Source organism: Paenibacillus sp. GCM10027629 (genome assembly GCF_042676425.1).
GTDB classification, from domain to species: Bacteria; Bacillota; Bacilli; order Paenibacillales; family Paenibacillaceae; genus Paenibacillus_K; species Paenibacillus_K terrigena.
Map to the genome: position 1 here is coordinate 1,540,253 of NZ_JBHTGZ010000009.1, position 16,134 is coordinate 1,556,386.

13 protein-coding genes are annotated in these 16,134 nt (G+C 47.3%); all 13 read right to left on the reverse strand.

The window, feature by feature from the left end; genetic code table 11:
* Positions 1 to 12: 12 nt before the first annotated feature.
* The 13 genes from spoVK to ACFQZR_RS16640 all read right to left on the reverse strand — a co-directional run bounded on the left by spoVK (position 13) and on the right by ACFQZR_RS16640 (position 16,105).
* Positions 13 to 1,014 carry a stage V sporulation protein K gene (spoVK, locus tag ACFQZR_RS16580; protein ID WP_379347738.1) on the reverse strand — a complete coding sequence of 334 codons (1,002 nt, stop codon included), beginning with the start codon at positions 1,012 to 1,014 and terminating at the stop codon, positions 13 to 15.
* Positions 1,015 to 1,095: 81 nt separating this feature from the next.
* The gene (locus tag ACFQZR_RS16585) at positions 1,096 to 1,692 is read right to left on the reverse strand and encodes a YdcF family protein (protein WP_379347740.1); all 597 of its coding nucleotides are present in this window, start codon (positions 1,690 to 1,692) and stop codon (positions 1,096 to 1,098) included.
* 26 nt (positions 1,693 to 1,718) lie between these two features.
* A complete protein-coding gene (locus ACFQZR_RS16590) occupies positions 1,719 to 2,300 on the reverse strand; it encodes a ribonuclease FAU-1 family protein (protein WP_379347743.1) in 582 nt (193 codons plus the stop codon).
* A 172-nt stretch (positions 2,301 to 2,472) separates the two neighbouring features.
* Complete coding sequence (locus ACFQZR_RS16595) at positions 2,473 to 3,141, reverse strand: peptidylprolyl isomerase (protein WP_379347745.1); 669 nt, start codon at positions 3,139 to 3,141, stop codon at positions 2,473 to 2,475.
* A 71-nt stretch (positions 3,142 to 3,212) separates the two neighbouring features.
* The gene (locus tag ACFQZR_RS16600; RefSeq protein WP_379347747.1) at positions 3,213 to 5,777 is read right to left on the reverse strand and encodes a PBP1A family penicillin-binding protein; all 2,565 of its coding nucleotides are present in this window, start codon (positions 5,775 to 5,777) and stop codon (positions 3,213 to 3,215) included.
* A 155-nt stretch (positions 5,778 to 5,932) separates the two neighbouring features.
* The gene (hfq, locus tag ACFQZR_RS16605) at positions 5,933 to 6,172 is read right to left on the reverse strand and encodes an RNA chaperone Hfq (RefSeq protein ID WP_018755597.1); all 240 of its coding nucleotides are present in this window, start codon (positions 6,170 to 6,172) and stop codon (positions 5,933 to 5,935) included.
* A gap of 18 nt (positions 6,173 to 6,190) precedes the next feature.
* Positions 6,191 to 7,174 carry a tRNA (adenosine(37)-N6)-dimethylallyltransferase MiaA gene (miaA, locus tag ACFQZR_RS16610; RefSeq protein ID WP_379347750.1) on the reverse strand — a complete coding sequence of 328 codons (984 nt, stop codon included), beginning with the start codon at positions 7,172 to 7,174 and terminating at the stop codon, positions 6,191 to 6,193.
* Positions 7,155 to 7,943, reverse strand: coding sequence for a class I SAM-dependent methyltransferase (locus ACFQZR_RS16615; RefSeq protein ID WP_379347752.1), 789 nt, complete (start codon positions 7,941 to 7,943; stop codon positions 7,155 to 7,157). Before ACFQZR_RS16615 ends, miaA begins: the two co-directional genes overlap by 20 nt.
* Before the next feature lie 44 nt (positions 7,944 to 7,987).
* A complete protein-coding gene (gene mutL / locus ACFQZR_RS16620) occupies positions 7,988 to 9,970 on the reverse strand; it encodes a DNA mismatch repair endonuclease MutL (protein ID WP_379347754.1) in 1,983 nt (660 codons plus the stop codon).
* 25 nt (positions 9,971 to 9,995) lie between these two features.
* Positions 9,996 to 12,707 (reverse strand): DNA mismatch repair protein MutS, encoded by a 2,712-nt coding sequence (mutS, locus tag ACFQZR_RS16625; RefSeq protein ID WP_379347756.1) that lies wholly within the window; start codon positions 12,705 to 12,707, stop codon positions 9,996 to 9,998.
* A 57-nt stretch (positions 12,708 to 12,764) separates the two neighbouring features.
* Positions 12,765 to 14,291 (reverse strand): putative amidoligase domain-containing protein, encoded by a 1,527-nt coding sequence (locus ACFQZR_RS16630; protein ID WP_379347758.1) that lies wholly within the window; start codon positions 14,289 to 14,291, stop codon positions 12,765 to 12,767.
* A gap of 193 nt (positions 14,292 to 14,484) precedes the next feature.
* A complete protein-coding gene (locus tag ACFQZR_RS16635; protein WP_379347760.1) occupies positions 14,485 to 15,045 on the reverse strand; it encodes an outer spore coat protein CotE in 561 nt (186 codons plus the stop codon).
* A gap of 112 nt (positions 15,046 to 15,157) precedes the next feature.
* Positions 15,158 to 16,105, reverse strand: a complete 948-nt coding sequence (locus ACFQZR_RS16640) for an aromatic acid exporter family protein (protein ID WP_379347762.1) — start codon at positions 16,103 to 16,105, stop codon at positions 15,158 to 15,160.
* Positions 16,106 to 16,134: the final 29 nt, after the last annotated feature.

The following is a 16,134-nucleotide window of genomic DNA, read 5'->3' on the forward strand; positions in this document are numbered from 1 at the left end:
TGATTTCTAATCTTATGCTCGCCCTGATTTTTCTTTCTCAACCTTCAGGTCATCGGTCTTCAGCGTCATGAGCTCCGATCGGCTCGGTGATTGATGCTGATATTGATTGAGCAGCCTTACGGCTTGATTGCGGATCGACTTCTCGATCACATTACGAACGTATCGTGCATTACTAAATGCATGGAACGAATCGTTCTTCTCTTGTATTAAATGTTGTCTTAACTTCATGATCGTCTGCGGCATCAAGGTGTAATCACGCTCTTTGACCATCAGCTCAGCGATTTGAATTAATTGATCAATGGAATAGTCAGGAAACTCGATTTGAATCGGGAACCTTGAAGGCAATCCTGGATTCGTCTGAAGGAAAAATTCCATCTCATTGGAATAACCAGCCAAGATTAGCACGAATTGATTCTTCATGTCTTCCATCGCTTTAACTAATGTATCGATAGCTTCTTTTCCAAAATCCTTCTCCCCGCCGCGCGCAAGACTATACGCTTCATCAATGAACAGAACTCCGCCAATCGCCTTTTTGACGAGGTCCCTCGTCTTCTGCGCTGTATGCCCGATGTATTCGCCCACCAAATCAGCTCGTTCAACCTCAATCAGATGCCCTTTACTGAGCACACCCATCTGTTGAAATAGTTTGGCCACAATCCGTGCTACTGTTGTCTTGCCGGTACCTGGGTTGCCTTTGAACACCATATGATAGACATGCGTACTGCTTAGAAGCCCAGCATCCGATCTCATTTGTGAGATTTGCAGCAGCGCATATATTTCATAGACTAACTCTTTAATATTATCCAGACCAATCAATTGGTCCAATTCCTTCTGCATTTCTGCAAAGTGACTGTTATGCACAGCTGCTTTGGCCGCTTGTTGCCCCGTACTCTCTGCTTCTATCGTTGACTGAACTGCAGCACTTGGTTCTTGATTTCGTAGAATAACACTGATCTGCCTTGATGGTCTTGTCTCGCTCCGTCCATTTGTTGAAGCCACTACTCGCCCATTCATGCTTCATCACCTCATTTTAGTCTAGGTGCTGACCCTTTAATCAATGTATTCTATCTTCGTCCACGATATTAGCAGTTTTGGTCAACCTTTCATTCCTATCGTTATCCACAGTTGATCCAGCTTCCATTTCGTGTACGCTAGCGACTCCCGCATCTGGTGCCATGCCATATTCAGCACTTTCGATTCCGTGGTCGATACAACTGGGCTCTGGTACCCTAGGAAATTCGCTATTTCTAGTGATCTTGCCCCATGATAGCGATGCGTGATGATAACAGCCGATTTGTAGCTATGATCTTCCATGATCTCACGACTAAAGAGCAAATTCTCATAGGTGCTCGTCGCTTGATTTTCAAGCAGAATGTGCTCAGAAGGCACGCCTCGCTCTATCAAATACGCCGCCATGCCCTGTGCCTCCGTCAACCGAAGAGAAGGATGATCCAACCCGCCCGTGACAATAAAGGTATCGAAATGACCTGCTTGATACAGTGATAATGCATGATCCAACCGTTCTACGAGTGCCGGACTCGGCTTATTATCCCATAATACTGCCCCTAGAACGATACCAACATCGGCATGAGACAATTCGCGCCCAGATGATTTGTTATGGATAACCCATTGCGTATATACAAACCAAATAAGTCCGCAAACGACGAAAAGGAGCATAACTCTGAAAATCATGCTCCCCTTCATCTTTGATCCCGTTCTCAACATATAGGACCCGGCGCCGAAGTGTCTCCAGGATGATCATGACCAATACCGAACTCGGACCTTAGATCACGCTCTGACATGACGAAGTAAGGGAATAAATGTGCCGTAATAATCCGCAGCAATTGTCTTGCCGTATCTGTCGCCAGCTCGTAATCCTCTTGCGTAATATCGCCATCGATAAGCGCATCGTCCAGTTCATCTTCATCCATCAGAAAAACAGCCCCGGTAGGCAGCACTACAATATCTAAGAACAAATCATCAAACCACGGAACCCCTTGTTCCGTAACACCTTGCGACTTGCAGATGTCAATGTACCATTGAACAATACGCTGTTTGTCATCAAACATCGCCGTCACAATAAAGTTCTCATTCTGCGGAAAGTATTGCAGCCACGAATAACCTGCATCAGCAAGACACAGCTTCTTGCCGTCGTATTCTTTCCAGAGTGGGTCCCGAAGCCGCTCGATCGTATATAAAGTCACAAAGCCAGTAAACTCCGGTTTATCCACAAATTTCGATGTAAAGTGCTTACTAATAATTCTTCGCCAATTGGCGCGATCCGAAAATTTACGTTTCATGGGAATGACCCTCTCCATACGTTCTACTAAAAATCTTACCACAATTAGTAAGCCTACACCAGTCACCCCCTACAGCCACATGCAAAAAACATTCATGTCAATCGGAGTCATGTTCAAAAGTAATGCGTCAGAGCAAATAAAAAAACGTGCCTGAGGCACGTTTTTTTAGGAATTATTGTTCCGTTATTTCTATCGATTTAATGGTCACTGACTCCATCGGCTTGCTCTTTTCCCGACCAGAATCATCGAGTTCCGTCGGGGTAGCTGCAATTTTCTTCACCGTATCCATTCCCTCGGACACTTTACCGAAGATGGGATAATTAGGTGTGCCATTCAATGAATCGATATCTGCACCTGTTCCAATGAAGAACTGACTGCCAGCAGAATTCGGTGCCATAGTCTTCGCCATCGCCACGGTACCTTCCTCATACTTATGCGGACCACCTAGTTCATCTTGAATTGTATATCCCGGGCCGCCAGCGCCAGTCCCTTGCGGGTCACCTGTCTGAACCATGAAGGACTCAATAATCCGATGGAACGTAATTCCATTGTAGAAGCCTTCCTTCGCCAAGAATACGAAGTTATTCACGGTGATTGGCGCATCCTTCGCGAACAGTTCGATGGTGAAATCGCCTTTCGATGTCGACACTTTCGCCATATATTTCTTATTCGTATCAATCGCCATTGCTGGAGCTTCTTTCCACGACTTCGACTGTTGTGTCTCAGGAGTTGTCTGCGGCTTCTCCTCTACCGCATTTTTACTCCCACAAGCACTCAACATGAGCACCGTGGTTAGTACCAATACCAGTGTAAGCATCCAACGGTTCAACGGTTTCTGCATTTGTTAACACGCTCCAAATTCGATCATATTATTGGATTTGTACGGTATCCATTGTAGCCGTATTTCATTGCTTATCCTTTGCCTTTGCCTTTGTCTTTATCTTTACCTTTGCCATGGCCCTGATTATCACCGTTGGCATTCCCGTTATTATCTGGAATGATCGTCCCTTGGTCAGTTGTCCCTGTACCCTGATCTACCCATCCGCCATTCGGATTATCCGTTGCTCCTGGGTCCGGTGTCACATTACCATTACCGTCTGGGTTCTCTGTAGATGGATCCGATCCATCTACCACTCCCCCATTTTCATTCGGATCCTGTACTGGATTATTCGGATCCGTTACTGGATTATTCGGATCTACGGGCGGCTGCTCGATGTCAGGTAAATCATTATCGATTCTGATACTGACCTTAGCAGACGGATCTGTCTCTAGATTTACATTTGCCAAAAACGCTGTGACATAGTACTCATATTGCGCATTCGGCACAACCTGAATATCTTCATAACTATTGGATGTAACCTCACCAACCATGGAGAACTTCGACTCCGTAGACTCCTTGCGGTAAATCCGATAAGTTGGCTGACTATCTCCACTAAGCGCAGACCAGTTCAAGGTCACGGACTGTGTAGCCGCAGCATAAGAAGCAACCAGGCCATTTACTTTATCCTGCTTCACCTTCTCTTCAACGACACCGGTCGGCTTCGAGAATTCACCTTTTTTCTTATTCGCGAGCGCCTTGGTCATGACTTTCTTAAAAAGTGAAGCCGCTTGACTTGAGCCCTTCTTCACAAGATGGTCACGATCTGTTTTATCATATCCCATCCATACGGCACCTGTCCATTCAGGTGTATATCCAACAAACCAGACATCCCGGTTGCCACTGCTCTTGAGTCCTTTAATCCCATGCTGTTGTGTTCCTGTTTTCCCTGCTGTAGGTCGTCCACTGATTTTAGCGGATTTCCCTGTCCCGTTATTAACGACCTCTTGCAAGACATTGGTCATGTAATATGCGGTCTGCTCTTTCATGACGCGCTCGCCTTTACCTTCATCGAAGGAATATACCGATTTATTATCCCGATCGACAACCTCAAGGACCGAGTGTGCAGGATCATAATATCCGCCATTTGCAAATGCACTGTAGGCTGTCGCCATTTGAATCGGTGAAGCACCGTATGTTAATCCACCTAATGCAATCGTCAAGTTGCGATCTTCAGGTACTAATGGAATACCTAATTTCTTAGCAAAATCAAATCCTGTCTTCACACCAATCTCATTCAATAACCACACCGAAGGCAAGTTAATAGATTTCTGCAAAGCGTACGTGAAACTCACAGGACCAATATACTTATTGCTTCCTAAGTCAGATGGACTGTAGTCACCAAAGCTCTGTTTGTCATCCCGCAGCGTCGACCACGGGAAGTAATTCCCAGTATCTAGAGCTGGACCATAACTTGCAATCGGTTTAAACGTTGAACCTGGCTGACGAGGTACTTTCGCACGGTTTAACCCCTTACGGATGTAATCGCGACCTCCGGCCATCGCTACGAGACCACCGGTGTGTTGGTCCATGATGACCATCGAGCCTTGCATCTGCTGATCGTCCTTACTTTTCTCGAAGTTATCATCATTCGCGAACTCTTCCTCTACGGCATTCTGAGCTTCAGGAACGAGTGTCGTATAGATTTTGTATCCGCCACGATAAAGTTCATCCTCTGTTAATCCCGTCTTATCGCCGGCTTCATCAATTGCATAATCAATAAAGGCAGATGACACACGCTTCGTTTCGGTCTGTGCATCTGGATTATAATCCACTTTCGCCGCTTCATTCATTTGTGCCTGCGTGATGTAGCCTTGATCCGCCATCAGCTTCAAGACCACGCCCCGACGTTCCTTAGACTTTTCCGGATTGGATAATGGGTTGTATGAAGATGGCGCCTTCGGCATCGCCGCGAGTGTTGCAATCTCCCAGATCTCTAGATCCTTCAAGTCGCTTTTCCCGAAATACCGTTTACTTGCCGCCTTAATCCCATATGCACCTTTACCGAAGAAAATCCGATTCAAATACATTTCGAGAATCTCATCTTTGGTCTTATGATTCTCTAGCGCAAGGGCAATCGACACTTCCGTCGCTTTCCGGAAGAACGTCTTATCGTGCGACAAGAACAAGTTCTTCGCTAACTGCTGAGTAATCGTACTACCACCCTCGACCTTACTGCGAGCAATAACATCCTTCACAGCCGCACGTCCGATGGACCATAAGTCCACACCTTGGTGTTCATTAAAACGACGATCTTCCGTCGCAATAAATGCGTTGCGTACCATTTCTGGAATTTCATCAAATGTCACAGGCTCACGGTTTTCCACATAGAGCTTCGTAACTTCTTTCTTATTCACGTCATAGATAATTGAAGCTTCATCCATGACCTCGTATTTATCGCCATTCTCTTTCAGAATTCGTTCCCCATTAAGAATAATCCATAAATACCCCGCAATTGCGCAAAATACAGCAATCGCAATCGTAAAGAATAAGAGCAGCAATCCCTTTTTCCAAGTGAAAGGTTTTCTCCCTTTACTCTTACTCTTTGGCTTTTTAGCCGCCGTGCGCGATGAACGGCTATTGCTTGGTTCATTAGGCATCTCTACCGACTCCCTTTCAGCCTATTTCTCTCTAAGTAGTATGATGTTATTGATTTTGCCGCATGAATGAAAAGAACAACCCGTCTCAGGGTTGCTCATCCAATCCATGACTATTTCATTTAACGAAACTCATTATGAAAAAGTTTCAAAAAAGATTATTCGTTCGAGCTATTATCCTGTACTAACGATACATTTCGCTGCGGTGTAAACGTGGAAATCGCATGTTTGTACACCATTTGCTGACGCCCTTCACTATCAATCACAATCGTAAAATTATCAAATGCTTTGATCACGCCGCGAATTTGAAAGCCATTTGTTAAATATACCGTAACGGGAATATTATCCTTACGCAATTGGTTCAAGAATGTATCCTGAATATTAATGGATTTGTTCATTAGCCGTACCCCCACATATCATTTAGATTGTTTTGAAATATATTCAAGATCGATGTGAAACTTTCCTGCTATTATATCACGAATTAGTTCCTTCTTCTCAGAAAAATTTTCTGGATTCGTTACATCGACCCAGTTAATCTCTTGCATATGACGGAACCAGGAGAGCTGTCTCTTAGCAAATCTTCGGGTGTCTCGTTTAAGTAATGTGACCGCTTCTTCGAACGAACATTCCCCTTCGATATAGGCAGCAATCTCCTTGTATCCAAGCCCTTGCATTGAAACGAGCTGCCTCGAATACCCTTGATTCAATAGGCGCTCCACTTCCTGAACGAGCCCTTGCTCAATCATTTGATCAACACGTGCTTCGATCCGTTGATACAGAAGCGCGCGATCCATTGTGAGTCCAATAATACACAATTCAAAAGGTGAAGTCTTGGTCTGTCCCGCAAGCTGCTCGGACAATGGATTACCTGTAAGGTGGTACACCTCAAGCGCACGGATAATACGGCGTTGATCATTCGGATGCAATCGATCGGCAGAGACCGCATCAACTGCTCTTAACTTGTCATGGAGCGCTTCGGCGCCGTGCTTCTCGGCATATTGAACTTGCTCTAGCCGGAATGCTTCGTCAGCCCCGCTCTCTGTAAATTCGAAGCCGTAGCATACCGACTCCACGTAGAGCCCTGTACCCCCAACGATGAATGGAAGCTTGCCGCGCCCCTCAATCTCTGCAATGAGAGTCGTGCAGCGTTCCTGAAATTCCGCGACGGAGAACGGCTCGTCCGGCTCATGAATATCGATCATATGATGTTCGATACCTTCCTGCTCCGCAGGCGAGAGCTTTGCCGTGCCGATATCCATCTGTCGATAGACTTGCATGGAATCGCCTGAAATAATCTCGCAGTTGAACATTCTAGCGAGGTCAAGACTTAACGCCGTCTTGCCCACCGCAGTCGGCCCGATCAATACGAGTAAGCGCGGTTTATGATTCGTTGTTGTCAATGTGTATCACTCCGTAAGCAATTTTGGACGGGTTGCGGTGAACACAAGAGAACCCTAACCGTTCAAACTCTGAACTGTCCCGCTGTTCCTTTAATACGACTGACTTCCGTGCAATGCGCTTCGCATGCTCAATGCTCTCCTCTGTCAACGCTGCATGATTCGCAAGATCTCGCAGCGAATTGAGAGCACTTGAATCCATTAATGGTTCCCTGAACATCGGGTCGAAATAGATAACATCCACACTACGATCCGGAAGTTCTCTCAGATATGCATCATGGCTCACATGCTTCATCTGAATCCGGCGCATCGCCTCGTTCATCGCCTCAACATCTGTCTGATACGTCTGAAGCCCTTCTCTCACGAGTGCGAATAGAGGAAGCTGGCTTTCAAGCGATATGACCCGCCCACGTATGCCAACACCATAAGAGAACACGATGGAATCTGACCCGAGGCCTGCCGTACAATCGAGTACCGTATCTCCTGGTTGAATGTCCGCAATGTCAAGCATGGGATCATTCTCACCGCGTAGTAGACGTTTGACTCTGACGAACGACATGCTCGGATGGAAATGCATCGCGGGCTTCTCTGGATGAACATACCGAATTTCTTGATCCGTAATGATGATCATATCAGGGTCCTTGTAAATGGAATAGAGCTTCGAGACTGAATGCCTCTGCCTCGTAACATAGCGACAATGGAGCTCTTGCGCAAGCATTTGAGCTCGTGCCACGGATTGCTCGGAAGACGAATCTGCCGTCGTAATGATCATAACCTCACCCTTATTATAAGTCTAACAACGGGTATTTCTCAAATTTACATCACCCGTTTGAACATTTTTTCCAATTCATAGGTAGAAAAACTAACGACAATCGGTCGTCCATGCGGACATGTATACGGCTGTTTGCATGCTGCAAGCCGCTCGATAAGGACCTCTGCTTCTAACGTCGTAAGCTTCTGATTAGCTTTGATGGATGCTTTACAGGAGCACATAATGGCTGACTTTTCACGCAGCTTTGCAATATCTACCGACTTCTCCTGCAAGACCCAATCTGACATTTCTTGAATAAGCGATTCAGCTTCTCCTTCTGGGAACCAGTGCGGATAGGCCCGCACGAGGAAGGTCTGACCTCCGAAATGCTCGAGCAATACACCCGCCTGCTCAAATAGTGGAATCCGTGCTTTAATGATCTCCGATTCGGTGGGTGTAAATTCAAGCGTAATCGGGAGCAGCAATTCTTGCGAAGCTGCTGCGGGATTGCCAAATTTCTCATAGTAAAACTCATAGTTGATGCGTTCATGTGCCGCATGCTGATCGATCAGATACAATCCGGTATCATTCTGAGCGATCAAATACGTGCCATGCATCTGACCAATCATCGAGAGTTCCGGGAATGCTGGCAATGACGTGCTCGCCTCTGGCACCTGATATAATTGCTCCATCATCGGAGATGATAATTTATTCGATGCTCCTGGATTCGCACCCGCGTACAATCTTGGGTTTGAATTGCCACCGCTTGTATAGGGACCGCGCTCTCTTAACGTCGGGATCGGCTCCTGCTGGCTTCTGCGATCTGCATAGAACGGCGTACGATCCGATTCTACTTCAGGCATTCCCGTGCTTACACGTACCTGGGCCGCGCTTCTTGATCCTAAATCTTCGGAATGTACCGGAAATGGCGATGGAGGAAGCGTCGATTGGGATGATGCTTCTGCCTGCATCCCCGTATCTCTGCGCACAAATTGCAGCTGCTCCTGAATATAAGCACTCTTCTCCCCGCTCTTCGGTTTCGCCGCAGCCGGGATTAGAACTTGATCTTGCAAGGCTTGTCCAAGGGTATGCTGCACGAACTGGCATAGTTCGGCTTCTTTGCTGAATCGCACCTCGAGCTTCGCCGGATGCACATTCACATCGACCAATGTAGGGTGCATTTCAAGATGCAGGACAACAAGCGGATAACGATTGATCGGCAATAAGGTATGGTAGGCCTGTTGAATCGCTTGATTCAGCGCATAATTCCGAATAAACCGGCCATTCACGACCGTTGATATCGCGTTCCGATTCGAACGTGTCTGCTCTGGTTTGCATATATACCCTGTCAACCGATAATCCAGCTGCTCCCCTTCCACGGGGATCATCGATTTCGCGACGGAAGTCCCATAGATTGCTGCGATGACTTGGAGTAAATCCCCATTACCTAACGATTGCAGCAGCATATTCCCATTATGTCGTAGGGTAAAAGCAATCTGCGGATGCGCAAGCGCCATACGATGCATCGTATCTGATATATGCCCGAGTTCCGTCTGGATCGTCTTCATATATTTCAATCGAGCTGGCGTATTATAGAACAATTCCTTCACGGTAAAATCTGTTCCGCGTGAAGCATTGGCGTCACCGTTCATCTTCAGCGTACCGCCTTCGATGACAATACGACGCCCAAGTCCACTATCTTCGGAGGAAGATGTACATTCCACCTTCGATACCGCCGCAATACTCGGCAAGGCCTCTCCGCGAAACCCTAGGCTTCGAATTTGGAATAGATCGCGACCATTTGCAATTTTACTGGTCGCATGACGATAGAATGCTCTCTCACAGTCCTCCGCATTAATGCCCAAGCCGTTATCCGTGACCCGAATCATCTGAAGACCGCCCTCTTCTACGGTGACATCGACTCGCGTACTGCCCGCATCGATCGCATTCTCGACAAGCTCCTTGATGACTGATGCAGGTCGTTCGACGACTTCACCGGCAGCAATTTGGTTGGCTATATGCTCGTCCAATACATGAATTCTCGACATCCTTCATCCCCTCTTCCCTCGTCCGTTACGCTAAACCTTTCGCTTGCTGCTTCAATTCGTTCAACAATTGCATCGCTTGCAGCGGCGTCATATTCATGATATCCGCAGCTTGCAGACTTGCAATGACACGTTCCGCACGTGCATCCGTCTTCTTCACAGGCTTCGATGAAGCGAAATCTTCATCACCGAAAATGGACAATTGCACAACGCCCTCACTCCGCTCAACTTCCTGGTGTTGCTCCTCCTTCACCGGATCAACCACAGTAACAGTTGGGTCCGTCTGTGCCGGTACTTCAGCAGCTGCCGCCGTCTCACGTACGGCTACTTCTCTCATCTCTTGCGTTGCTTCTGCATATTCGAACCCTTGCAGCAGGGTATACGCCCGATCAATAATCAATTCAGGCAACCCAGCAAGCCGCGCACAATAAATCCCGTAACTTGTACTTGCTGCACCGGGAATCAATTTTCGCAAGAAAGTTACATCATTGCCATTCTCTTGAACCGCCATACAATAATTACTGAGTCCACCTAGACTGCTCTCCAGATGCGCCAGCTCATGGAAATGTGTCGACACGAGTGCTTTACAGCCAATCCGATCATGCACATATTCGATGACGGCTTGCGCAATGGACATCCCTTCGCTCGTTGACGTGCCGCGTCCTATTTCATCAATGATGACGAGACTGCGCGGCGTAGCTTTTTCCGTCATCACTTGAATGTCCATCATTTCCACCATGAACGTACTCTGACCGCCAATCAGATCATCAGCCGCGCCAATTCGTGTGAATATCCGATCGATCATCGGGATCTCCGCTTGCTCTGCAGGGACGAAACATCCCATCTGAGCCATAATGCAGATGAGTGCGACTTGACGCATGTAAGTACTTTTACCCGCCATATTCGGCCCTGTAATCAATAGAATCTGCTCTTGGTCACGAATCAGCTTCGTATCATTGGCGATAAATGTTCCACCGTTCATGACGGCTTCAACGACAGGGTGTCTACCTGCCTTTACAATAAGATCTCCGCCATCGGTCAATATCGGCTTCACCATACGGTGCTGCGCGCTCACGGTTGCAAGCGATTGATAAACATCGACCTCAGCAACTTTCTCAGCAAGCTTCTGCAATCGTGTAATTTCGCTCGCAATCCGGTCCCGAAGCTGTACGAATAGACTATATTCCAGATCCACCATTTTCTCTTCTGCTTCCAGAATTAGTGATTCCTTCGACTTCAGCTCTGGTGTCACATACCGTTCTGCATTAGCTAGTGTCTGCTTCCGCTCATAGCGGCCTTCCGGCAAGGAACCAATCTGCGATTTCGTTACTTCTATATAATAACCGAACACTTTGTTAAACCCGATTTTCAGCGATTTGATACCTGTCGCTTCCCGCTCACGGCGCTCCAAATCCGCAATCCACCGTTTGCCGTTCACATTCGCTTCTCGCAGTTGATCCAAATGCTCATCATAGCCCGCCCGAATCAATCCACCATCTCGTACAGAAATCGGGGGCTCATCCATCACAGCGGCCTCGATCCAGGAGAGCACATCGGAACAACTATCTACATCGGCCGCCAGCTCCCGCAAAGTTGTCGAAGGCGAATTCAAGCACAATTCTAGCAAAGCCGGAATCTGCTGCAGCGAGGTCCGCAGCGCAACCATATCTCTACCATTGGCATTCCCGAAGGCAACGCGACCTACAAGACGTTCAAGATCATAGATTTCTTTCAATTGTTTTCGTATATCTTCTCGCACGATAAATTGATGGAACAGCTTATCTACCGCCTCGAGACGGGATTCAATCGCCGCCCGCTGCATTAATGGCTTATCAATCCATCTGCGCAATAATCTCGCTCCCATAGACGTCTCCGTCTGATCCAATAGCCAGAGCAGAGATCCCTTCTTCGCTCGTTCGCGTACGGTCTCCACCAATTCGAGATTCCGCCTTGTGAACGGATCCAGAATCAAGAAATGCTCCGGCTCATAACTGCGAATCTGCGTCAGCTGCCCGAGAGACCGCTTCTGCGTCTCATTCAAATAAGCAACCATCCGCGACACGACACGCCGACGCACCGTCTCCAGTCTGGACCATGCCGAATCGCCAAATTGGCGCACGACAAGAGCATCGTCGCTCTTCAGCCACGACGTTGTGAGCACCGGCTTCCCCGCTAACGTAAATTCTTGTCTGACATGCGATAACAATTCCTCATCACACAAAATTTCGGAAGGGGTATATATGTTCATTTCATCGAGCAATCGCTCATTGGAATAAGGGAACGAAGTCACATACAACTCACCCGTTGATAAGTCACATGCGGATAAGCCGAGTTGTCCATCCAGCACAGATAGACAGACCATATAGTTATTGGCAGATTCATTCGAAGTTCGGCTGTCCATGACCGTCCCCGGCGTCACCACACGCACAATCTCCCTGCGCACGACGCCTTTCGCGACCGAAGGATCTTCCACCTGCTCGCAAATCGCCACTTTATATCCTTTTTCAATTAATCGATGAATGTAGTTTTCAGCGGAATGATAAGGAATCCCGCACATCGGAATTCGCTCTGTTGCGCCGCCTTCACGGCCCGTCAATGTGATCTCTAATTCTTTCGAAGCAAGAATCGCGTCATCGAAGAACATTTCATAAAAGTCGCCCAAACGGAAAAATAAAAACGCATCCTTAGCGTCAGCTTTAATCGATAAATATTGCTCAATCATTGGCGTATATTTGGCCATGTCCGAACCTCCACCTCTTTCATTACCGTCTCATTATAACAGAAATGACGAGACAGATCATTGAAAGGGAGGGATTTTCCACAGCTTGCGAATATCCTGCTGCTCATCCCATGGAACACGTTGTCTAATCCGATCCATGAGCGGTTCAATATAACGGGCATATTTCCCGTAGGACGGGAGGTGAGATAAATCATCATATAACGGTTCGAAATAATCGGCAAGGAACTGTGAATTGCCTTCATAAAAAGCCTCTACGACACGTTCGTCTTTCGTATATCGACGCGTTAGAAGGCGATATTCCAATGCGACGAGCTGCGCGAGGGCAATAACTCCTTTGGTCACAACAGGGGAGACCAACCAGCTCGGTAAGGTTCGGTATTCGAAGCCACTATGCGGTTGAACGCGAAAATCCCCAAGTATACCATACCTTGGTCTTCGTCTCGCTGACGTTTTGGCCTCAATGATCGCAACAGGGAGCGCAATATAATTGTCTAATACACGAAGCAGCTGTGCATTTAACCACAACCCGCTAAAATGAATATGACCACCAATCGCAAGACCAGGCAGCGGCATGCCGCCAGCCAGCCAGCGCAGATTGGAATCGGGAATCGTTCTTGCCGCCAATTGCATGGTGCGCATTAATTGAATGATCAAATCCCGCGGCTCTTCACGTGGTTCAGGCCTGAGCTCAACCAATGGATAGATCGGTGAATTCACGGTCACCGTCTGCTCTATCCCTTCATCATCCAAGCGATTTCCGCTGCTTCGAACCCAGACGGCATCACAGCCGACAGGCCCTTCTTTTGGCAGAAATTTCGATGCAGATACGGCCTTGCCTTGGTCCGCATCATATAGAATAAACTCAGGATCCATCCCAAGCATGGCAGGTGTTGATCGTTCTGCTTCATCACGAAATCGATCGCGATCATGAAGCATCGCTTGGGCATAATGCCTTGCTAGTTCCTTGGAACTGAGCTCTGGCGGGGATAGCAATGACTCTACCACTACCATCCCACCGCTCTGCTGCTGCTCAATATGAACTTCCCCAATATCCCAACCAACGCAATAGAGTGCGCGAATTGCCAATCGGCAAATACGACGAATGACAGCATCTGAGCGGTCTAAATCGATAGGCTGATCCGAAGATAGGCCACTTGGCCCTAAAAGGACACAACGAAAAACAGCGAGCACACGCAAATGATAGACATGTACTTTGTAACGCCGTATGCCCTTCTCTTGCGAGATAGGTACTCCATGCCGAGCTAATATTGTGCTTAGATCCACGTCCTGCCGGCGTTGTACATGTGATGCATCACAGTTCGTTCGGTAAATGAAGGATTGCGGTTCATGGAAGTGTGCAAGCCAATCGGAGGTTGACGCATCCGTTCCTTCCCAACGAACCCACATCAAGGTTTTTGTTGCTTGAGACGACCTCATGCGGGGCACCTGATCATCTGGTTGTCTTGTTACTTTTCCCTCCATGCCGCTAACCTGTCGAAGCGCGTGTATCAGTTCATTTGGCGGATGCTTACTGGCAAATTCGAGAGCCATTCCTTCTCCGTCTGTCCATATCCAAGTATTCATCTAGCCACCACCCCGTCTCACGCACACCGAAGCTTCTGGCAAGCAGCTGCCCCGAAACCCACATACAACGCCATTCGCATTCAACCCGTGAATTTCATTGATTCGTGTAACTGATTTTTATATTTCAAAAAAAAGGAGGGCTCCTGCCCTCTACACCGCCCCTCTAGATGCATATATTAGACTAACGAGTCCCTTACACTTCATCATCGAGCAAATCCGGGTCCAGATCATCATAATCGCCGTCTTCGTAGCTGAAATCGTAATCTTTGTCATCATGATCCGCGCAACCATTCGGGCAGACCTTGACACAGACTTTGGTCTCAGCAATCATCTCAACGGCAAACTCGCGTTCCACACGGATCGATACACTCGACTTGTTAGAAGACACGCTCGCCTCGACGCAGTTCGGTTCTTGCGTTGCCTCCGCAGCAACCTCTTGCGTCGACGCTCTATGTTTCGGATCCAGATACGACAGTGGAACGTGTTCTACATATGATACCGTTTCTTTGGCTACATCTGTTTGCGAGTTTTTGTCGTATGAATACCAAATGTTGATATCGTAAGTACCAATAACTTCAATGCCGTCGCCTGCACGAACTGCTTCGTACTGATGGTTTATAACCCATGCCCCCAGGATGCTGGTTGGATTATGAGGCGGAGTCACGGTATGTGTTACGGTAGAGAACTTACGACCCTTGCCGCAGATTGCTTTCGTAATAATCTCTCTACAATGATGTTTATCTGCTAATGCCATCCTTTTAACCTCCTCCATACAATCATTCATTTAAAGTGTATGCAGGATATAGGCGAATGTTGATAAAATGGTCAAACATAATTTTATATGATTCTCATCTAATTAAATAGGATCATGATTGACGTTGTTTATCCTTCCGCGCAATCGCCAGAAACTGTTGTAACTCGCGGCATAATTGAAGAATGGCAGAGCGCACCTCGAATTCGGAACGCGTTACAGGAAGCGGCATTTGTTTCGCTTCATCAATGAATTGATTTAATTTCGTCTCCGACAATCCAGTATAATAACTGATTTTGACGTCATCACTGAGCAAATGAAAGAGATCTGCCGCCTGATCGCCTTGCGGGAGATTCTGATATACATGGGAGAGCAGATCGAGCATCCGTTCAACCGAGTTCAGCTGCTGCTGCCGCATATAGAAATAGATATACCAGCCTTCATCGGTGCGAAGCATCTGATTGTCAAGCCCGCGCTTCGAGAGCGCAATTCCTTTCGCTACAACCCGCTCCACCGCGAGAAGCTCTTGCCCATCCCAGGCATAGTTCACATCGCGCAGATTCCGTTCGATTTGCACAAAAATATCGGAGAACAACTGGTCCACTTGCGTTCGTAATACGATCAACTGCTTTTCCATATTCGGCATATAGAGCAAGTTCACAAGCGTCGCAGATCCAAGTCCAATGCCTACGGATAACAATTCATATCCTAGTGTATGAAGCGTAATCGATTCCGCGCCAAAAATATGGAATACGGCCACCGTACTCGGAATAATTCCATCCTTCATCCCGAAGCGAGATAATAGTGGAAATGCGATTAAAATATAGACCGCTAGAGCAAATATTTTGAAACCGAGTATGTAAAATATGAGACTGCCCAACAGTAGAGCAAGGATGGAAGCGCAGAAACGCTCCGTGACGACCCGGATGCTCCGTTTCCGTGTCACATCGACACCTAGAATTGCAAGCAGCCCCGCTGACAGCGGAGCTGGTAATCCAATCCACTGCGCGATATGAATCGCAATTAACGTGGCAATGGCTGTTTTCATTACACGAAATCCCATTCAAGTCAACCCACTTTACAAAAGATCAT